18 protein-coding genes and 3 riboswitches are annotated in these 19,260 nt (G+C 39.3%); of the genes, 6 read left to right on the top strand and 12 right to left on the bottom strand.

The genetic code is table 11. The features are described 5' to 3' along the window. Positions 1-146 precede the first annotated feature (146 nt). Positions 147-1,109 carry a LacI family DNA-binding transcriptional regulator gene (locus tag WYK_RS18195; protein WP_040375876.1) on the top strand — a complete coding sequence of 321 codons (963 nt, stop codon included), beginning with the start codon at positions 147-149 and terminating at the stop codon, positions 1,107-1,109. Positions 1,110-1,197: 88 nt separating this feature from the next. Then, a riboswitch (Lysine riboswitch) is annotated at positions 1,198-1,377 on the top strand. Between the two features lie 92 nt (positions 1,378-1,469). Further along, positions 1,470-2,921 (top strand): amino acid permease, encoded by a 1,452-nt coding sequence (locus tag WYK_RS18190; RefSeq protein ID WP_040375875.1) that lies wholly within the window; start codon positions 1,470-1,472, stop codon positions 2,919-2,921. 57 nt (positions 2,922-2,978) lie between these two features. On the opposite strand, the gene WYK_RS23435 is transcribed toward WYK_RS18190, so the two are convergent. From WYK_RS23435 to WYK_RS18175, 3 genes are all read right to left on the bottom strand, one after another. Next, a complete protein-coding gene (locus WYK_RS23435; RefSeq protein WP_081704953.1) occupies positions 2,979-3,530 on the bottom strand; it encodes a YhcN/YlaJ family sporulation lipoprotein in 552 nt (183 codons plus the stop codon). A gap of 78 nt (positions 3,531-3,608) precedes the next feature. Then, positions 3,609-3,929, bottom strand: coding sequence for a quaternary ammonium compound efflux SMR transporter SugE (sugE, locus tag WYK_RS18180; RefSeq protein WP_040375874.1), 321 nt, complete (start codon positions 3,927-3,929; stop codon positions 3,609-3,611). Positions 3,930-4,004: 75 nt separating this feature from the next. Continuing rightward, positions 4,005-4,099, bottom strand: a riboswitch (guanidine-I (ykkC/yxkD leader). A 6-nt stretch (positions 4,100-4,105) separates the two neighbouring features. Beyond that, a complete protein-coding gene (locus WYK_RS18175) occupies positions 4,106-4,453 on the bottom strand; it encodes a DUF948 domain-containing protein (protein WP_051387655.1) in 348 nt (115 codons plus the stop codon). A 187-nt stretch (positions 4,454-4,640) separates the two neighbouring features. Here WYK_RS18175 and WYK_RS18170 point away from each other — a divergent pair, with 187 nt between their 5' ends. Then, the gene (locus WYK_RS18170) at positions 4,641-4,850 is read left to right on the top strand and encodes a hypothetical protein (RefSeq protein WP_040375873.1); all 210 of its coding nucleotides are present in this window, start codon (positions 4,641-4,643) and stop codon (positions 4,848-4,850) included. A 78-nt stretch (positions 4,851-4,928) separates the two neighbouring features. On the opposite strand, the gene WYK_RS18165 is transcribed toward WYK_RS18170, so the two are convergent. Beyond that, positions 4,929-6,878 carry an LTA synthase family protein gene (locus tag WYK_RS18165; RefSeq protein ID WP_040375872.1) on the bottom strand — a complete coding sequence of 650 codons (1,950 nt, stop codon included), beginning with the start codon at positions 6,876-6,878 and terminating at the stop codon, positions 4,929-4,931. A 590-nt stretch (positions 6,879-7,468) separates the two neighbouring features. On the opposite strand from WYK_RS18165, the gene WYK_RS18160 reads away from it, so the two are divergent. Then, positions 7,469-7,738 carry a DUF1450 domain-containing protein gene (locus WYK_RS18160; RefSeq protein WP_040375871.1) on the top strand — a complete coding sequence of 90 codons (270 nt, stop codon included), beginning with the start codon at positions 7,469-7,471 and terminating at the stop codon, positions 7,736-7,738. An 18-nt stretch (positions 7,739-7,756) separates the two neighbouring features. On the opposite strand, the gene WYK_RS18155 is transcribed toward WYK_RS18160, so the two are convergent. Genes WYK_RS18155 through WYK_RS18145 form a run of 3 tightly spaced genes read right to left on the bottom strand, consistent with a single transcriptional unit; the run spans position 7,757 to position 9,868 of the window. Beyond that, positions 7,757-8,107 carry a VOC family protein gene (locus WYK_RS18155; RefSeq protein WP_040375870.1) on the bottom strand — a complete coding sequence of 117 codons (351 nt, stop codon included), beginning with the start codon at positions 8,105-8,107 and terminating at the stop codon, positions 7,757-7,759. A 14-nt stretch (positions 8,108-8,121) separates the two neighbouring features. Then, positions 8,122-9,135: an S-adenosylmethionine:tRNA ribosyltransferase-isomerase gene (locus tag WYK_RS18150; RefSeq protein ID WP_040375869.1), complete on the bottom strand. Its 1,014-nt coding sequence runs from the start codon at positions 9,133-9,135 to the stop codon at positions 8,122-8,124. Next, the gene (locus WYK_RS18145; protein WP_040375868.1) at positions 9,125-9,868 is read right to left on the bottom strand and encodes an SDR family NAD(P)-dependent oxidoreductase; all 744 of its coding nucleotides are present in this window, start codon (positions 9,866-9,868) and stop codon (positions 9,125-9,127) included. The genes WYK_RS18150 and WYK_RS18145 overlap by 11 nt, the downstream gene beginning before the upstream one ends. Before the next feature lie 161 nt (positions 9,869-10,029). On the opposite strand from WYK_RS18145, the gene WYK_RS18140 reads away from it, so the two are divergent. Further along, entirely contained in the window at positions 10,030-10,524 is a 495-nt protein-coding gene (locus WYK_RS18140) for a cupin domain-containing protein (protein ID WP_040375867.1), read from the top strand. Positions 10,525-11,025: 501 nt separating this feature from the next. Here WYK_RS18140 and WYK_RS18130 read toward each other — a convergent pair. From WYK_RS18130 to WYK_RS18115, 4 genes are all read right to left on the bottom strand, one after another. Next, positions 11,026-12,531, bottom strand: a complete 1,506-nt coding sequence (locus WYK_RS18130; RefSeq protein ID WP_040375865.1) for a sodium:solute symporter family protein — start codon at positions 12,529-12,531, stop codon at positions 11,026-11,028. 21 nt (positions 12,532-12,552) lie between these two features. After that, positions 12,553-13,299, bottom strand: coding sequence for an SDR family NAD(P)-dependent oxidoreductase (locus tag WYK_RS18125; RefSeq protein WP_040375864.1), 747 nt, complete (start codon positions 13,297-13,299; stop codon positions 12,553-12,555). Between the two features lie 16 nt (positions 13,300-13,315). Next, positions 13,316-15,037: a methyl-accepting chemotaxis protein gene (locus WYK_RS18120; RefSeq protein ID WP_040375863.1), complete on the bottom strand. Its 1,722-nt coding sequence runs from the start codon at positions 15,035-15,037 to the stop codon at positions 13,316-13,318. Between the two features lie 153 nt (positions 15,038-15,190). Continuing rightward, positions 15,191-15,274: riboswitch (cyclic di-GMP riboswitch) on the bottom strand. A 121-nt stretch (positions 15,275-15,395) separates the two neighbouring features. Next, the gene (locus tag WYK_RS18115; RefSeq protein WP_040375862.1) at positions 15,396-16,109 is read right to left on the bottom strand and encodes a YwaF family protein; all 714 of its coding nucleotides are present in this window, start codon (positions 16,107-16,109) and stop codon (positions 15,396-15,398) included. A 135-nt stretch (positions 16,110-16,244) separates the two neighbouring features. Between WYK_RS18115 and WYK_RS18110 the strand changes: the two genes are divergently transcribed. Then, on the top strand, positions 16,245-18,134 hold the full coding sequence (locus WYK_RS18110) for a terpene cyclase/mutase family protein (RefSeq protein WP_040375861.1): 1,890 nt from the start codon (positions 16,245-16,247) through the stop codon (positions 18,132-18,134). Between the two features lie 83 nt (positions 18,135-18,217). Here the strand turns inward: WYK_RS18110 and WYK_RS18105 are convergent, their stop codons facing one another. Next, complete coding sequence (locus WYK_RS18105) at positions 18,218-19,258, bottom strand: glycosyl hydrolase family 18 protein (RefSeq protein ID WP_051387654.1); 1,041 nt, start codon at positions 19,256-19,258, stop codon at positions 18,218-18,220. Positions 19,259-19,260 lie beyond the last annotated feature (2 nt).

Genomic DNA, 19,260 nt, shown 5'->3' with positions numbered 1-19,260 from the left:
CATAAGTGTAAAGGCTGAAACGCATTTCACAGCAAGAGGGAATTACAGATTCATAAACTGTACAAACTAGGCGCTGATCCTAAAATTTGCACTGAAACTGGTTTCATAGGATAAAGTAAGGAAAAGCCAAAATAAGCAGGTGAATAATGACTAACATTAAACAAATAGCAAAGCTCGCAGGCGTGTCCGTTACAACTGTTTCACGGGTTTTAAATGAACACCCTTATGTAAACGAAGCAAAGAGGTCAGCTGTTAAGGAAGCCATTGAGCAGTTACACTATACTAGAAACAGCAACGCAGTCCATCTTGCAAAGGGGAAGACATTTCTTATCGGAGTCATTACGCCCTATACGAATCACCCCTACTTCGGAGCGATCATTGAAGGGATTTCTAAACAAGCCAATGCAGCCGGTTATCATCTAGTTATTTTTCATACAAATTATCAACGGCATAAAGAAATACAGGCTCTTGATATGCTCAGAACAAAACAATTAGATAGTATCATCATTTGTTCAAGGGTGGTCGAGATGAAAATTCTCCGTGCATATAAAGGGTACGGACCCATCATTCTATGTGAAGATACTATGCAAACTGAGTTTCCTTCTGTATGCATTGACCATTATGCAGCAGTAACCTGCGCATTTGATCATTTAATTAAGAATAATTATTCTAAAATTGGATTAGTCTTAGGAAGAATGATTGGACGTAACAGTCATCAGCGTTTAAAGGCTTATCACGAATCAGTCGAAAAGTATCAACTGGACGCGAGAAAAGAGTGGCTGATCGACGGTATCTATAACATGACAGATGGCGGTGAGGTGTTTCATAGATGGGATGAACTTGTTGAAAAACCAGATGCCCTTATTATTTCTAATGATGAAGCAGCAGCGGGTTTCATCTTACAAGCGAAGCAATCCGGAAAGGATGTTCCCGGAAATCTTGGTATTATTGGTTTTAATAATGACAGCGTTGCAGAAATGCTCGGCATAACAACCGTTTCACTGCCTCTAGAGCAGATTGGAAAAACCGCCTTTGACCTTAGTCAACTAGAAAAAGAACCGGCACAAATCAAGCTCGAATTCCGTCTGATTAAACGCAATACCGTATAAATAAGATTGCTTCCATATTTATTCATTGCACTCTGCTTTAAAGTCATTTATAATTTTAACATAATTAATTTAATACTTCCTCATTAACCGATGAGTTAGAGGCTGCAGCTTATAAAAGTATGACGGACGAGATTCAATGAAAATTTTTGACTCCCTCAGAAAGGATAAGTTGCCGAAGTTTGGGTATAACATTGTATACCCACGCTGGCGATGTTTTCAAATAGGAACATCTCTGTCACGTTTTGTAACGTGGGGTGCTATCTTCGGAAGGATAAACGGACTGTAAACAGCCGTCGATCTTTTTCGACTGCTGTTTTTTTGTGCCTTTTTTCTTCTATATATTAAAGGAGTGTTAGTTCAGTGAAGAATTCACAATCATCAAACGGTCAACTACAACGTGGACTGAAAGCACGGCATTTAACAATGATCTCTTTAGGCGGAACTATTGGTACTGGGCTTTTCCTTGCCAGTGGTGGGGCCATTCATACGGCTGGACCAGGCGGAGCATTGGTCGCATATGCAGCCATTGGACTTATGGTTTACTTTTTAATGACTGGTCTAGCTGAAATGGCAGCGTTCATGCCTGTCACTGGTTCATTCAGGGTTTATGCTTCACGATTTATTGATCCTTCCTTCGGATTTGCGATTGGATGGAATTATTGGTATAACTGGGCAGTCACCATTGCAGCTGAGCTTGCTGCAGTTGTTTTGATTATGAAATTCTGGTTTCCAGACAGCCCATCTCTTCTTTGGAGCGCGCTTGCTTTAGTTATAATGTTTTTGTTTAATTACATGTCTGTAAAAGGATTCGGTGAAGCAGAATATTGGTTTGCTCTTATTAAAGTCATAACCGTTATCATCTTCTTAATTACCGGTATATTAATCATTTTCGGAATCATGGGTGGAGAAACAATTGGTTTCTCTAACTTTACAATTGATGATGCACCATTTAACGGTGGATTCTTCACCATTCTTGGTATCTTTATGGTGGCTGGCTTCTCATTCCAAGGAACAGAACTTCTAGGAATTGCTGCTGGAGAAAGTGAGAATCCAGAAAAAACAATCCCTAAGGCCATCAACTCCGTTTTCTGGAGAATTATTTTATTTTATATTTTAGCGATCTTTATCATCGGAATGATTATTCCTTATACAGATGCTCGTCTTCTCAGTGAAAATGTAGCGGTTAGTCCTTTCACACTCGTGTTTGAACGAGCAGGACTTGCCTTCGCTGCTTCCTTAATGAACGCTGTTATCTTAACATCTGTTCTTTCTGCTGGTAACTCTGGAATGTATGCATCAACTCGGATGCTTTGGGACCTTGCACGGGACGGTAAAGCCCCTAAGTTCCTCGGGAAACTAGATAAGAGAGGCGTTCCAGTTAATGCATTAATTATGACAAGCCTTGTTGGTACCCTTGCCTTTTCTACTACCTTCTTTGGTGATGGTGTGGTATACGTCTGGCTCCTAAATGCTTCTGGTATGGCCGGGTTTGTCACATGGGTAGGTATAGCTATTGCCCATTATCGTTTTAGAAAAGCCTATGTAGCCCAAGGAAGAGATTTAAACGATCTTCCTTATCGTTCAAAGCTATTCCCAATTGGTCCTTTATTCGCTCTAGGCGTCTGTCTCGTTGTTATATTCGGACAGAACTACGAAGCCTTTACCGGCGGTTCAATTGACTGGTTAGGAGCAATCAGTGCGTATATAGGCCTACCTTTATTCTTTGTACTTTGGTTAGGCTATAAATTCATTAAAAAAACAAAAATAATTCCGTTAGAAGAATGTGACTTTACTACAGAAGAAGAAAAATAATAATATGTAAAAAAAAGAGGCGACTGCCATTGCAGTCTGCCTCTTTTAGCTTGTTCTCTAATAAGCTCGTGGGAAAATCCTTTTTACTACAGAGCTGAATTCTTCATACATACCTGAGATTGGTTTTCCATTCCTCACATCATTTGCATATTGATCCATTCGCTTCACAAAGTTAGGACTGGTAGAAATATAAACATGTCTGACTGTACGGTCAGCCTCTCTAACTCTTTTGGCTATCCTCTGCTTTACGTCATTAGAAAAATGCGTCTGTTTATGATCTGTAAGCTGTGCGGCAACATAGGCCTGATCACCAACCACGATTACCGTTGACCGTTTGATTTCTTTCAAATCATTCAGGCTTTTAGAGATGTCTTCTGACAGGCGCATATCTTTTCCGTTTTTATTGTCTCTTACTCCCGTATCATTTGTATTAACATTTCTCGGCGTTATATAATCTCCGTTTTTAACCTGATTTACATTAGGTGAGTTGGGGTTGTCTCGATTATTCATCCCTACATCCGTGTTCTGATTATCATTATTGGCTGAACATCCTCCAATAAATATTGCCAAAACACTACTAGCTATAATTGCGGCAGGTTTCCTCATCATTCTCACTCCTCTACGTTGATACAGTTATTATCCGCCGTATCAATTGATTTATTCATATGGAGTAAAAATGATCATGCCTTAATTAGAAGAGGTAACTTTCAACCCTATAATTCCAACCAATATACATCCAACAAAAATTAAACGAGAAGCACTTCTTGGTTCATTAAAAAGAATGATTCCCATGATCACCGCACCCAATGCGCCAATACCAGTCCAAATTGCGTAAGCAGTTCCGATTGGAAGCGTCTTAATTGCTGCTGAGAGAAAATAAAAACTAATAACCATTCCTATGATTGTTACAACCGTTGGCCATAACTTAGTGAATCCTTCTGTATACTTTAGGCTGATAGCCCAAACCACCTCAAAGATTCCTGCAATAATTAAAAAAATCCACGCCATATTCTTTTCTCCTCCTTCGTTAATCACGCTGAACATTGCTTAAGGTCACAAAAAGCCCGGGAGGTATCCATAGATATCTCCCGGGCTTTTATCCCTCCGTGTACGCAAATTCGCGCGTTTCTCTCGGACCAGACCAGACCTTAACCTGCGGAACCCTAGAAACCTTGTTGGTTATTCTATTTTAAGCCTGATCGTTTTCTAGCACTGACCGCAGGATTTTTGACGTTCATTCCTTTAACAGCGTACCATACTTGTTTGAATGACGCAGGAACAGCTTTTACAGAATCCATTGTATATTGAACTGATTCTTTTTTCAACTGTACATCATCAGCAATAGCCTGCTGTGTCTGAGTCAAATGAGTGGTTTCTTCCTTAAGCAATTCCATCCTTCCTTGCAATCTAACCGACGTTTCATTAAGGCTTTTTAGGGCTGGTTTCATATCTTTATATGTCTTAAAGGCCCGAAAAGCAAGATAAGCTAAGGAAAAAATCACAATTACTAAACTTAGGTAGACTATAAACATTCCGTATCCTCCTCCATTTAAATGGTCATTACCCTACTTTACCCTTTCCACACTATAAATAACAACTATCTATTTGTACTTACTGAATTTCGACTCATTTACTCCTAAGATAACCAAATTTTCTATGACTAAAACCAACATACTGGGTAAAACTAGACCCATCATTGAAATAAAGGAGGCAGAATGGATGGATATCAGTCTCGTTTGGAGAACAGGATTTATTATTCTTGCAGTCATGTTCTTGTTAAAGGAGGCAAAAAACAAGTCTTTAGTTCGAATTACCATTTCTCAAGCTATTGTGTTAATTGCCACTGTTATTCTTCTCATCCACCCTTTAACCAGCGGTAATGCGTGGATAACATTTGCTACATCCTACTTAATCATTATGGTCTTATAAATTAAAAACCCTAACCTTAACCGGTTAGGGTTTTTAAAAACTGCCGCTGCCGAGTTTATCTCGACAGCCTGATATTTTCTATTTTTCCGAAACTGTTTCTTCTTCGTTATTCGTGTACTCGTAATTTGCTGGATCGATCGGTTTAAAGCCATTTGGAGTATAGAAACGAAGCAAGTCTCCATTTACTACTTTATCCGAAAGCTCAAGCATAGTTTGTGCCATTTTTTGATCTTGAATGATTTCTTCATTTTCTTCAACTAGCTCACCGGTATTTGTATCATAGTTTTTGCCTTTTAAGACCGTATAGTTAGGAGTGATAAAATCACCATTACGGAATGGGACAACTTCACGGTGCTCTTTTGATAATAGATCTGAACCGAATTGAACATAATCTTTAGTATCAACACCTAATAAGTGAAGCATCGTTGGCATTAAATCAATCTGTCCGCCATATTGATGCATATCGCCGCCTTCAACACCAGGAACATGAATTAATAGCGGTACACGCTGTAATTGCGTATTTTCAAATTTATTAACTTCTTTACCAAGTACTTGAGACATGGCTGCATTATGGTTATCAGAAATACCATAGTGATCACCATACATAATAATTACCGAATTATCATATAGTCCAGACTCTTTCAGGTAATTAAAGAATTGTTCCAATGCCTCATCTGCATATCTTGCAGTTTGGAAGTAATTATCTACCGATGAATCACCGGTTGTATGTTTCTCAATCGTTGCTTCTTCTTGATCCAGTGGATATGGGAAGTGATTAGACAAGCTGATAAACTTGGCATAGAATGGCTGTTCCAGTGATTCAATCAACGGAATAGATTCTTCAAAGAACGGTTTGTCTTTTAATCCGTAGTTCATCACGTCATCTTCATTCATATCATAGTAACTAGCGTCAAAAAATTGATTGAAGCCAAGCGCTTTATACATTTTGTCCCGATTCCAGAAACTTTTATAGTTACCATGGAATACAGCTGATGTGTATCCTTTTTGCCCTAAAATAGCTGGAGCAGACTGGAAAGTATTCTGAGACTGTGTTGTAAATGCTGCTCCCTGCGGCAGACCAAACAGTGAGTTCTCTAACATAAACTCTGCGTCAGCCGTTTTACCTTGACCTGTTTGGTGGAAGAAGTTATCAAAATACATAAAGTCCTTGCTGTCAGAAAGTGAATTTAAGAAAGGCGTTACTTCTTCGCCGTTTAATTTATAGTCAATGATAAAATTCTGAATGGATTCAAGATGAAGATAAATAATGTTTTTTCCTTCAGCTTTTCCAAAGTATTCTGGGTTTGGTGAGGCTGTAGTAGCCTTCGTATAGTTCACTACCTCAGCAATATCTGAACTGTTAGCTGTTGCACGCTGAGCATATGTTTTTGTATTTTGAATTGCATCATATACCGTATAATTGTACATACCTAAATACTTAACAATATAGTTTCGGTCAAACGTTTTTTTAAGGAGCTGCGGACGATCCTGCTCCGCCAAGCCTAAATTGACTGAAAAAATAGCAACCGCGCAGGCAAAGATCACTGCTACCTTACGGCGATTCATTCTTCCTGTTTCAACTTTTACTGTTTTAAACAAGTAAAGCCCTAATAAAATTACTGTATCAAGGAAATACATAAAGTCATAAGGATTCATAAGTGCTGTAATACTTTGTCCAAGATCTCCCGCATTTTTTGTTTGGGTTAGGGTAGGAAGCGTTATGAAATCACTGAAAAAGCGATAATACATAATGTTTGCATATAAAAGGAAAGACATAACAAAGTTTAATCCAATAATCCATTTATATGCTTTTTTCCCTCTAGCTAAAAGCGCAAGCCCAAAGATAAACATGGCTGAACTAACTGGGTTAATAAACAGCAGGAATTCCTGCATCTTACTTTCAATTCCTAAGTTAAATTCAACACGATATCCAATATATGTCTTAATCCAGAAAAGTACAACCGCAATTAAGAAGAAACCAATAAGCTTATGTCGCAATAAAGATTGGCCCTTTTTTAATTTGTTCATATAACTTTTTCACCTCTATTAATCTAGTAGTTAGATTTAATGGTCATTCAAAAAATAAAAAGCCCTCAAAACAGCATTAGAGAGACTTTGCACATAAAGTAAATAGTATCACTCTTGGTGAAGATGTCAAGAAAAATACATTTTTTTACAATTCGTATATTCGTTCAGTTGTCATTAAGCGTAAAAGGACAAATCTACTGCTTGCCTTAATCATCTTATGAAAAGTTTTACATAAAAATAACAAATTAATGCTACGACATTTATATTACCACTTTCACGTTTAATTTTCCACTTTATCTATTTATCATTAATGAGTATATGGACTCCCTGCATCCCAGCTGCAAACTTATGATAAGTTGATATACCAAGCTTTGTACACCTATTTTAAACCTTTTCTTCACTTTTTCAATATGTAATTATGCCTAATTAAAACCATTTATTTACATTAGATTGTAATACACAGCATTTATTACGCGACCATTAAACCTTCGTAAACTTCTAGATTCAAGACAATCGTTGATAATCGTTTTCCAGACGTGTCGGTGATATAATGATGGTTGACCATACTAAGCTAAAGGATGAGATCAGTGATGCCAACATTCCTTTCTAAGATATTTTCAAGCAAAAAGAAATTAAAAGTGGAGTTCTGCCAAAACAATTTGGATCAATTCGTTGATGAACAATCATTTCCTCGATATGAAGAATTTTTTTCATCAAATCGTGTTGAATATAAAGAATACGAATGCCTAAGCGAGTGTAAAACCTGTAAACAATCACCCTATGCTAAGGTTGACGGACAGATACTAACTGCCGATACGGCGTTTGAATTATTAGAAAAGCTAAAAGCTCATTCACAATAAAAACACCCCCTATCACAGCTAAGGGGTGTTTTTGGTCTGTACTAATTCAACCATTTCTCCAGATGGACCTTCGACAAAGAGTGTTTTCCAGCCATTTTCTAAAGAAAAGGGTCCTTCAAAGGCTGTGCCATTTTGTACTGCCCAGGCTTGTTCCTTTAAATCCGTTACCTCCAAACAAAGATGGGGATTGGCGGCAGCGATCTCTGTTTTTTGAACAATTAATTCTAAAGTGAAATTTTCGAGTGTTAAGAAACAGAGTTCCTCCCCCATTAAAACCATTCTGTCTTTCATCTGAAAACCCAACTGTTCGTAAAATCGTCTGGATTTCTCGATATTATTAGTTTCTATACCGATATGATGAACCTTCATCTCTGACACCTTCCCTATACAATAAAGTTGATATCACCAAACTCATGCCATAAATACTTTTCCCGTATTGCCTCACCATATGCATCAAACAAGATTTCGGGTTTAATAAATGCTGTAAGCATATCTAAGTGGCTTGCTTCTGGTTCATGAAATCCAGTAATAATTCCATCGACTATTTTCAATGGAAAAGCAGCGTCAATATAAAGCGCTGTCTCTCCAGAGAAAATGCCTGTTGATACTGCTGACTCAAGTGCTCGGACTACAGTGGTACCTACTGCAATAACTCTGCCTCCTGTAGCTTTTGTTTTCAATACTGCAGCCATAGTTTCTTTGGGAATGTCGTACCTCTCTATATTGTCTTCAGGGGAGAGTTGATCATTATCGTTCAAATAGGAAAGTCCCGTATGAAGCTGCAGATAAGAAAGCTGTATTCCTCTCTTCTGCAAATCCAGCAGCATCTCCCAGCTAAATGCTCTTCCAGCTGAAGCCAATTCCACAGAGCCTGGAACCGTTCCATATACATTCTGATAATAATGCAGGTCCCATGACTTTTCGATATATTCATAGCGAATGGGTTCACCTAAGCTATAAACATGCTGAATAAGAGACAACCCGCTAATTGAAAAGCTAAGGACGAGTAATGGCGAGTCACGTTTTATGTCTGTTACAACGGCAGATAGTTCGTCGGAAAAATGGAGGCAATCGCCAATTTTCACATTGGCTGATAGTACTAAAGCTTCCCAACTTGTTTCACTTAAGCTGCGAGCCAATCGCACCTCTATTTCTTGACTAGTATTATCGATGGTCGCCTGTAGAGCAGCTGGGATGGTCCGACTGTTATTCAACACGATCATGTCACCTGGTTTTACATAATCAGCTAAATGATTAAAAGAATCATGAATCACTTTTCCTGTTTTTCTATCTATTGTCATCATTCGAACATGATCTCTTCTGATTCCGCGTCGTTCAGGGGGAAACGCTGCGTGAAGTTCGTGCGGCAGGATAAAAGATTGCGTGTTAATCTGCATAGCTTTTCCGCCCTTCTCTGAACTCGACTGCCTCTAGTCGTTGTCCGTTTATTGTCAGTGCCTTCTCTGAGGCAAGAAAGAGAAAGACGTCACATACATCAGCCGGATGATTTATAGGGTACGTACAATCTGGAACTGCCAATGCATGCATGTCAGTATCCATTTCCCCTGGATCTACCATGTTGATAATGACCCCCGTACCACTCACTTCATCTGCCCAGGTTTGCGTCAATCCTTCTATAGCAAACTTTGAAATTCCATAAGCACCCCATCCAGCATAACCAGTGTTCCCTGCTTCTGAGGTAACATTGATAATAGATCCTCTGCCTTTCTGAAGCATACTTGGAAGAATACGTTTGGTCATTAAAAAGGGACTGACCGTATTTATCCTTACAACCTCCTGATAATCATCTTCAGGATAATCAACTAAATATGGCATTGGACTCGGTCCTAGAACCGAAGCATTATTAATTAAAACATCCACCCTGCCAAATTCTTTTTCAATACACACCGCAAATTTCTCCACATCTCTTCCTATAGAAAGGTCCCCAGCTACGGCTAGAACAATCGCCCCTAATTTCTCCGCTTCAGTTTTAACCTGGAGCAGTAACTCCTCGTTCCGTGCACACAGTGCCAAACACGCTCCCTGTTTTGCAAAAGCTAGAGCGAGCTCTCTCCCTAATCCTTTTGAGGCACCCGTGATAATCACCACTTGGTTAGATATTGTTTCCATACATGTTTCCCCTTTCCACTTGCTGACTTATACATTTATCTTACGCGCAGGAAGAGGCAGCAGCATCGCCAATTAGATGGAAGATTCACTACAACTTTAGTCGTATGTGGTTTTTCTCCAGCAAAAAAGGGAACATATATAGAAAAAAGCTGGAGGTGCCTATGGATAGTCATAGTCTTCGTTTTAAAGATGATGGGATCATACCTAACAACCCCAATCTACCCGTTCTTATTTACAAACATGCATTTGGAAAAGGAAATGAGATAGAAGAAAAATTCAGCAAAAACAATTGGAGAAACAGCTGGGAAGGAGGAATTTTTGATTATCACCATTTTCATAGCAATACTCATGAAGTCCTTGGTGTGATGCAGGGCACAGCAACCATTATGCTTGGCGGTGAACAAGGACAGTCTATAGAAGTAAAAACAGGTGACGTAATTATCCTCCCAGCAGGTACTGGACATAAATGTATCCTAGCGAGTCCTGATTTCTTGGTTCTCGGCGCCTATCCAAATGGGATGAACTACAATTTAAAAACCGGTGAATCTGAAAATGACTCCGAGTTGATTTTGGAAATAAAGCAAGTGCCCTTGCCAGATGCTGACCCCGTATTCGGAAAAAATGGTCCCTTATTATCAGAATGGTTGAAAGAATAAAAAGAAAGACTGTAGACAAACTCGGGTGGAAATCGAGTTTGTCTACAGTCTTCTTTAATTTTTAAAATCGGCTGTTGATTTCCGTTCCAGGCGTTTCGCTTTCCGCGGTCGGGCGGTGAGCCGCATCAATGCTTACGCTCCTGCGGGATCTCACATGTCCCGCTGTTCCCGCAGGAGTCTTCACGCCAACACTCCAATCAACGGTCTTTCTACATTTAATTTGGATTTTAGTCCGACGTTCAAATGAAAACACGTGCTACCCAAGAGCAGATTTAGGTGGAGATCAATTCAAAACAGGGGAATTACGAAGAAAACTCTTTCCGACAAATCCGTTCGAACAGGAAGAATCAAAGATTATTAAGTAGAACACAAGTAATCCTGAAAGCAGATACAATGTACTTATTAGAGACTTAGTTGCCTTGATAAGCAGGGAAAATTCCATGAAATGTGTTTAAAACGCCAAAAGAAGTCCGAGCTCCTCATAAGGAGCTCGGACTTCTTTTAACTTGCGTTGTCTTCTGGAATGATTTTATCTTTATAATCTTGTAGTTCATCTAATGACTTATCTTTCTCAATTCGGTGCATTTCCAGTACTTCTTCAGTAGGAGGAATAATCAAGCTGACCACGACTATCGTCAATCCTGAAATTACTGCTCCAGAGAATGCAGGCATATGCCATAGTTCAGAAAGGAGACCCAGGAAGCCTGTTGAATCTGAAACAGTTCCTGGAACTGAAAATACGGAAGTAAGAATATAATATGCCAGTCCAACGGTAATACTTGCCCAAACCGCCGGTGTACTTACACGTTTCCAAAACGGTCCTAATACTAATGGCCAGAATAATGTAACAAAAACAATATCCCATGCCAAGTAAGCCAGATCAATTACCTTTTGGAAGCCAAGTGATAGAATCAATCCAAGTGTTGCACAGACTACGATAACCAACCTTGAAAAGAGCAGCAATTTTTTTGGATCTGGATTTGGATTGATAAAATCAAGATAAATATTTTTGGTTATAATGCCTGAGGATGCCACATAACAAGCTGCTAATGTCGACATTCCCATAGCCGCCATTGCTGTTAGGAAGATTCCTGAAACAATCGGCGGGAAGTAACCTTGAGCAAAAGCGAGCATTAATGTTTCTGGATTTGCACTATCTGGGAAAATCATTTTGAATGATTCACCAAGCATTCCCGGAATCCAGCTGATTGCAATGACTACCGAACCAGCAATAATCATGCTTAAGTAGGCAACTCTCGGATTTTTAGCTGCGGCGACTCTTTGTCCCAAATCAGCCGCTGGAATATCCCCAAGAGCCAAAATCAAGTAGAGCGACCAAAAGCCTGCTCCCCCTTTTTCAAAGAGGTGACTAACATTCCACCAATTCGGATTAAAGATAAACTCATCATATTGAAAGAACACGACCAGTGCGATACCAAGAATGCCGGCAATCGCAAAGATTCCTTGGACAATCTCTGTATAAGCTACTGCCCATAACCCGCCCACTACAGAATACACTACGGTTAGTGAAACGAATAAAATAGCTGCCGGTACAAAATCTATCGTAAAAATGGCTTGAATAATATAAGTACCACCGACGGTCAATGCTCCTGCATTGAACAATCCAAAAGCAATGGCCATTAAGCTGCCTGTATAGGCTCCCAGTTTTTTAGATCCATATCGTAAGCCATAATAATCGGCGATGGTCCATCCTTTCAATCTTCTTAGCGGCTTTGTCCAGATTAATGCACCAAGAATCATACAAGTCCCAAGACCAGCCATTGTAGCTGTACCTTCAAATCCACCATCTGTATAACCAGAACCTACAGCTGCAAAGAAGAATGGTGCAGCAAGCAAAGCTGCAATCAGACTGCCCGTTACAACGTATAGCGGCATACTCCATCCTGCCACAATCAGGTCTTCTGCTGTTTTTATCCGTTGATACCCTTTGAATCCTATATAATAAATAAATACTAGATAAAGACAAAATATTACGATTGCACTCACTATTGAACCCTCCACTGTTTATTAACCATTCATAACTACTCCGCCATTCGGACTGATAATTTGTCCTGCGAAGAAATTAGCTTGCTCCGATGCTATGAAGAGGATGGTCTGGGCAATCTCCTCAGGCTTTGCCAAACGTTGTAATGGGTACTTACTCGCTTCTTCTTCAATGTAATTTTCACCAAACGCTTCTAGTATATCTGTCAGCGTGCCGCTTGGCGCTACAGCATTTACATTAATCTCAGGAGCTAATTCCCTCGCAAGTGCTTTTGTAAAGGCATTGATTCCGCCTTTCGCTGCTGAGTAATGGGTAAAGTCCTCACACCCAAGGCTTCCTAAATCTGATGAGATGTTGATGATTTTGCCGCTTCCTTGAACCTTCATCCGCTTGGCCGCTTCTCTCGCGTTATAAAAAGTACCGTATAGATGCACCTTAATCATCCTGTCCCACATATGATCGGACATCTCGATAATAGGCGACTCCTGCGCAAATCCTGCATTGTTGACAAGAATATCTACACTTCCCAATTGCTCATCCATATAGGTGAACATCTCGGAAACTTGTTTAGAATCTGAGACATCTGCTCGATATTTAAAGGCTTTTACACCATAAGTCTCAGCCTTTTCCCGAACTTCCTCTGCCTCTTCATCACTTCCTATGTAGTTGATTAAAACATTTGCCCCCGCTTCGGCAAAGGCAAGCACCGCTGCTTTACCAATGCCTTTACTTGAGCCGGTTACTAAAACTGTCTTCTTACTAAAGTTCATAGCTCCCCCTGCTTTCTTAAATTTTGAAATGGCCAATTAATATTTGTAATTCTTCGGCTGTTTTTCCTAATGAATCAGAAGTTGCCTTAATCTCTTCCATTGATATCAGCTGTTCACGACTGGCTTCGGAAACATTGGTAGAAAATTTCGCTGTATTCTCCGCAGTGACCTTCATTTCATTAACCGATGCTGCGACCTCTTCAGAAGAAGCAGATATTTCTTCAGATGCGGCAGATACTTCCTGAATTTGCAGGGCAACTTTTTCTGTCGATTCAAAAATCCGTTCAAAAATGGAACCGGCCTCGTTCGTTAGAGTCAATCCTGCTTCCACATCTTTTTCACCTTTATCCATGACTTGAATGGAGTATGACGAATCAGTTTGGATGACGCGAATTAGCTCGGTAATCTGTACGGCAGAATTTGATGATTGTTCTGCCAGTTTCCTTACTTCATCAGCTACTACAGCAAACCCTTTACCATGTTCACCTGCACGAGCTGCTTCAATGGCTGCATTAAGAGCAAGTAAGTTCGTTTGATCAGCAATTTCAGATATGATTTTGACAAAACTGCTGATTTTCGCTGTATTGTCATTCAATTTGCCTATGACATGTCCGATTTGATGGACCGATTCATGGATATTTTGCATCTGATCAATTAGTCGGTGCACAATTTCATTTCCTAATTGTGCCTCATTCGATGTATGAACGGAAGATTCTGATACGATCAAGGATGAACCGGCAATTTTCTGTATTCCATATGCAGTTTCTTCAATCGCAGCGACACTTTCCTCAGTTGTCTGTAAGGTAGTTTCATTCCCAACTGCCACTTTCGTAATATCTTCAGACACTTTCATCGAATAGTCATACGTTTCTGAAGCATTTGCAGATAGTTCTTCCGCTGAAGCAGCTAGATAGCTTGATGTATCATGAATATTAGTGATTAAACTATGCAAGCTCGAGACCATTTCTTGCACAGAATGCGAAAGCTTGCCAACTTCATCATCGGTATTAACTGCTTTTATCGTAGCCGTTAAATCACCCTTCGCGACACTATCAGCTACTTCCACTACGAAGCCAAGCGGTTTCAAAAGACGTCTTAATACAAAATGGATCACAACCAGAATCACAATTAACCCCAATATCCCTATGACTACCTGATTAATAATCGATTTTTTTACAATATTGTTAATATAATCAGCCGAATAATCGATCCCAATGACAGCAATAACCTGTCCGTTATTTTCGATTGGAGTAAATACTGTTCTCCAGGATCCAAACGTATCCTCGAAAATATCAGTCACCTCTGATTTACCTGATTCCATTGCTTTTTGAGCCGTTTTTAAATGAATGGGAGCAATATCCTCAAATACTTCACCTGCTTTATAAATCTCATTTAAATTACTTGTATAGCCTATCGGCGTGACTTTATCTCCATCAACACTCCAGATATAACTCCAGCTCATAATTCCCTGCTCTTCTTGAATTGAATCAAGGTCACCTTGTACTTTTTTAAAGGTTGCATTTGTTGTACTCGATGACTTGCTTAAAATTTCTATCGCAGTCGAGTTTAATGTTTTTTCTGTTAATAAACCTACACTTGTCAATTCTTGTTTTAAATCTTCTTGAAGCCTTGATTTCAACATATATATACTCGTAGTTGAAAGGATCACTGTTAGTAAACATACGGTAACTAACACGATGATCATGATTTTATAGCGTAACGATTTTTTCTTAAACACCTTATTTCCTCCTTCTAGTGATGTACTGAGATGATGTAAACTAATTTTGAACAAGACACATGATCACTAAAAGTACTGTATATAATCCAGGCTGCCAGCAAAATAAAAAAAAGCACCAGAATAAGGTGCAGTGTATAAAACCATGGTAACTTGTACGGCAACCCGGCTGCCCTAGCACTATGCTGTAGGCCCGTGGCTTTGCGTCTCCACTTTTCAATGGATTTGCTATTTACACAATACATTTATGAAGTAATCTTTGTTTCTTAAAAACGAAGAGCACATTTTTTATTATATCGGCAATTTTAATAAGACTTTCACTCTTTTTTTTAACATTATAGGTCTATTCCCTCTGTTTATTTCATTTTTTTGTCACATTTCCCCTGAGTAAGGTCCATAAAATGATAAAAATACTCAGTGCTAATCCTTCCATCGATAGAATATACCAAGGATAGGGACCAAGTAGATCCAAGACACTCCCACTACCTGGCTTCTCCCGCAAAAACATATAGTTTCCACCGAGTTGATTATTTATCAACCATATAAAAGGCAGGAGAATATTTAAGGTAAGCATGGTTCCTCCAATTCCTCTTAGCGTAGGCCGATAACCTTTTACCCAAGTAAAATAGAGAGCCGTTATAATAATGCCTATATGTGTATAAAAAAAGTGAAAGTACCGAAAATGCGGAAAGCTCCAATTCATTACAGGAGTCAGCATGGCTTGAACAGCACCGCCAATTCCAGCATATAAGACAAACTGGTATAAATAGCGGTTCCCCGTCCATAACAGTACGATTGTCACCATAAGGCTAAGACTGCACAACTCTAGAGGCAGAGATTGTCTTAAATGCCATTGCTCCGTCGTAAAGAGCCACATGTGGTATAACCCTTCTATAATTAGCAGGGTGACAGCAAAGATTCTTTCTAACCACAGATATCTTGTCGTATTTACACTACGACCTTTTAATATGAGGAGACCTATTATGAGTAGTCCCAATGCAACTAGAGCCAATTTATGGTCCGCAGACCAAAAGATAAACTGATGGTAATCATCATCCCCTATAAATCTATCCATCTCATCTTCTTCCCCTCTAACCATATATGTAAATTAATGACAGATAAAAGCTTTTGTATCAAGTGTTTTTTCGTATATTAGCCTTGAAATGGGAATATACATATCCGTGACGTCTCTTATAAAAGGAGTGATCGGATGCAGCATGTCCAGCCAGAGATAAACCGTCTTACGGCTATTCTTCAGAACAGCCAAGGAAAAGATGGCTCATGGCATGACCCATTCGAAACGAATATTGTAGTCGATGCCTATATGATTATTTTACTAAGAGTTCTAGAGATCGATGACGAGAAGTTAATACAATCATTGGTCAAACGAATTGAAAGCAAACGCGATCCGAGCGGGGTATGGAAACTCTTTGCAGATGAAAAGGAAGGAAATCTTTCTCTCACCACAGAAGCCTACTATGCGCTTCTTTATTCAGGGTTAAAGAAAAAAGAAGATCCGGATATGAGAAAAGCTAGGCGATTTATCCATGAAAAAGGCGGACTCAAACAGACAAAGATGTTTACAAGATTAATGCTAACGGTCACAGGTCAATATAAATGGCCATTACTTTTTCCCATTCCCATAGAAGCTGTTTTGCTTCCGCCGACTTTCTTTGTCAATATGTTTGATATTTCCATCTATGCACGAGTTCATTTTATGCCGCTCGTCCTGCTCGGGGAAAAGAAATTTCAGGTAAAAGGTGTTAATGCGCCAGATTTGAGTGATTTACATCAAAGCAGAAGTTCTGATCCCGAGTGGGAGGAGATGCGTTCCAACGATTATCGTTCTCTATTTTCGAGACTTCAAACCAGTACAGCTGCCTTAATTGGTCTGCCTTCTAAGCTGAAATCACTTGCTGTTGATTCAATTGAACAATATATGTTAAACCGTCTTGAACCAGACGGAACACTCTATAATTATTTTAGCTCTACTTTTTTTATGATTATCGCGTTCCTTTCCCTTGGCTATTCAAAAAAGGATCCGGTAATTATTAAGGCAGTCGAAGGACTAATAGCAATGGCTTCTAATATTGATGGTCAGGTGCATATTCAACATACAACCGCAAACGTTTGGAATACAGCATTAATCAGCTACGCCTTACAGGAATCTGGTCTTTCTTCTTCAACACCGTCGATCAAAAAAGCAACTGCCTATTTACGTAAGAAACAGCATGTAAAATATGGGGATTGGGTCATTCATAATCCAGATATTGCACCCGGAGGCTGGGGATTTTCCGATTTAAATACCATAAATCCTGATGTAGACGATACGAGTGCTTCACTGCGTGCACTCCACCCTGTCTTTGTCTCAAGTCCTGCTCATCACGACTCCTGGGAGCGAGGCGTCACATTTCTTCTTTCTATGCAAAATGACGATGGCGGCTTTCCCGCCTTCGAGAAAAATGTCGACAATCAATTATTAAGCATGCTCCCTGTCGAAGAAGCAAAATATATTTTAACAGATCCTTCTACACCTGATTTAACAGGCAGAGCTTTAGAATTTCTAAGTAAGTATGCGGGCCTCCAAATGCCAAATCGATCGATAAAAAAGGCTGCAGATTGGCTGCTTCTTCATCAGGAAGAGAATGGTTCATGGTATGGAAGATGGGGTGTTTGTTATATTTATGGCACCTGGGCAGCCTTAACTGGTTTAGCCGCTTCGGGTCATTCCACAAATTCTGCAATCAGCAGGGCCGTCAAATGGCTTAAAAGTATCCAAAACCAAGATGGAGGATGGGGAGAATCTTGCTACAGTGATATCACAAAAAAGTATGTACCGCTTGGAACTAGTTCATTAACTCAAACCGCATGGGCACTAGATGCTCTCATCGCAGTGTCAGCCAAGCCAAGCGCCTCCATAGAAAAAGGGATTGCCTACCTGATCCGTGAAGGCAAGAAAAATGATTGGACTACTTCCTATCCAGCTGGACAAGGACTAGCAAACTTCCTTTATATCCATTACCATAGCTACCAGAACATCTTCACGCTGCTTACACTTGCCCATTACCGGGAAAAATACCTCAATAGCTCAAATAACTAGTTTTCTATTTGAAAAAGCTCTCCTTAATGAATAGAGAGCTTTTTTAGATACAGTACCATGAGTCTAAAAATTTCGACGCATATCTATTTCGAAAGCTTACTATTAATCATGTCCCAGTACTGTTCATCTTGATTGTGGCCTAATCTCCAGATACCAATTCCTTTTAGGTTTTCTGCGTTCACTACGTCTAATTTATAGGAAAGACTTTGCGCATTTTCAAACCAAACAATATGTCGAACACCCTTACCGTCTTTATAAGTAAAATTCGGTGTTTTTGTCACGCGGTCAAAAACAATCTTTGCTTTATATTTTTTTGCTAGCTTCATTGATTCCTCATAGCTTCTTGAAACAGTTTTCCCTTTTGTACTCCAGTCATACCCATAAGAACCAATACCAAGCAGGATTTTATCAGCTGGAACAACCGTTTTAGTGTAGGCTATGACTTTCTTCACCCAACCAATGGAAGCAACTGAACCCGGTAAGCTAGATTTATAGTGTTCATCATAGGTCATGATTAATAGGTAATCGACATACTTTGCGACGGCTTTATAGTCATAAGCATAGTTCCAAGTCAGCAGAGGGTGATCAGCTGTTTTAGGCTGCAATGACACCGATAGACTATACCCTTTAAGTTTTAAGGCTTCAGCTAATTCCTTTATCAGCTTCGTATATACGTTTCGATCTGAACCTTGTACATTCTCAATATCAATATTGACGCCTTTGTAGTGATCTTTTATAAGAATAGCCAGTGTATTCTTAACAAATCTCGTTCGATTTGTTTTACTGTTTAGTAGTTTATGAGCATTTTTTCGATTAAACTCATTACCAATCATCAGCATCGCGTTCAAGTTTCTTTCATTAGCTAAAGTAATTTGCTCCTTTGCTGAAGTACCACGAATAGTTCCTAACCCATCTACAACATGTGTTGCCACAGCTATAGAAGTCAGCGTTTCAGATTGGTTATTCATAACTTTATACGAACTAACATCTGACTTATTGTATTTCACTGTAAATCCCAGTACCTCTTTCTTCACTGTTTGAGCCTCAGCATAAGAAAAAGTACCAAATAATACGCTAACCATGAGGAATAACGTAATCATTTTTCGTAATAATCGATATTTCAATT

Origin of the sequence: Peribacillus psychrosaccharolyticus ATCC 23296 (assembly GCF_000305495.1) — a bacterium.
Classification (GTDB): Bacteria; Bacillota; Bacilli; order Bacillales; family DSM-1321; genus Peribacillus; species Peribacillus psychrosaccharolyticus.
This window is presented reverse-complemented; position numbering and strand designations above follow the sequence as displayed.

Excerpts from the sequence above, each read along its gene's own strand:
- WYK_RS18195 (WP_040375876.1), top strand. The coding sequence starts at position 147 with ATGACTAACATTAAACAAATAGCAAAGCTCGCAGGCGTGTCCGTTACA.
- WYK_RS23435 (WP_081704953.1), bottom strand. The coding sequence starts at position 3,530 with ATGATGAGGAAACCTGCCGCAATTATAGCTAGTAGTGTTTTGGCAATA.
- sugE (WP_040375874.1), bottom strand. The coding sequence starts at position 3,929 with ATGGCGTGGATTTTTTTAATTATTGCAGGAATCTTTGAGGTGGTTTGG.
- WYK_RS18175 (WP_051387655.1), bottom strand. The coding sequence starts at position 4,453 with ATGTTTATAGTCTACCTAAGTTTAGTAATTGTGATTTTTTCCTTAGCT.
- WYK_RS18170 (WP_040375873.1), top strand. The coding sequence starts at position 4,641 with ATGGATATCAGTCTCGTTTGGAGAACAGGATTTATTATTCTTGCAGTC.
- WYK_RS18165 (WP_040375872.1), bottom strand. The coding sequence starts at position 6,878 with ATGAACAAATTAAAAAAGGGCCAATCTTTATTGCGACATAAGCTTATT.
- WYK_RS18160 (WP_040375871.1), top strand. The coding sequence starts at position 7,469 with ATGCCAACATTCCTTTCTAAGATATTTTCAAGCAAAAAGAAATTAAAA.
- WYK_RS18155 (WP_040375870.1), bottom strand. The coding sequence starts at position 8,107 with ATGAAGGTTCATCATATCGGTATAGAAACTAATAATATCGAGAAATCC.
- WYK_RS18150 (WP_040375869.1), bottom strand. The coding sequence starts at position 9,135 with ATGCAGATTAACACGCAATCTTTTATCCTGCCGCACGAACTTCACGCA.
- WYK_RS18145 (WP_040375868.1), bottom strand. The coding sequence starts at position 9,868 with ATGGAAACAATATCTAACCAAGTGGTGATTATCACGGGTGCCTCAAAA.
- WYK_RS18140 (WP_040375867.1), top strand. The coding sequence starts at position 10,030 with ATGGATAGTCATAGTCTTCGTTTTAAAGATGATGGGATCATACCTAAC.
- WYK_RS18125 (WP_040375864.1), bottom strand. The coding sequence starts at position 13,299 with ATGAACTTTAGTAAGAAGACAGTTTTAGTAACCGGCTCAAGTAAAGGC.
- WYK_RS18115 (WP_040375862.1), bottom strand. The coding sequence starts at position 16,109 with ATGGATAGATTTATAGGGGATGATGATTACCATCAGTTTATCTTTTGG.
- WYK_RS18110 (WP_040375861.1), top strand. The coding sequence starts at position 16,245 with ATGCAGCATGTCCAGCCAGAGATAAACCGTCTTACGGCTATTCTTCAG.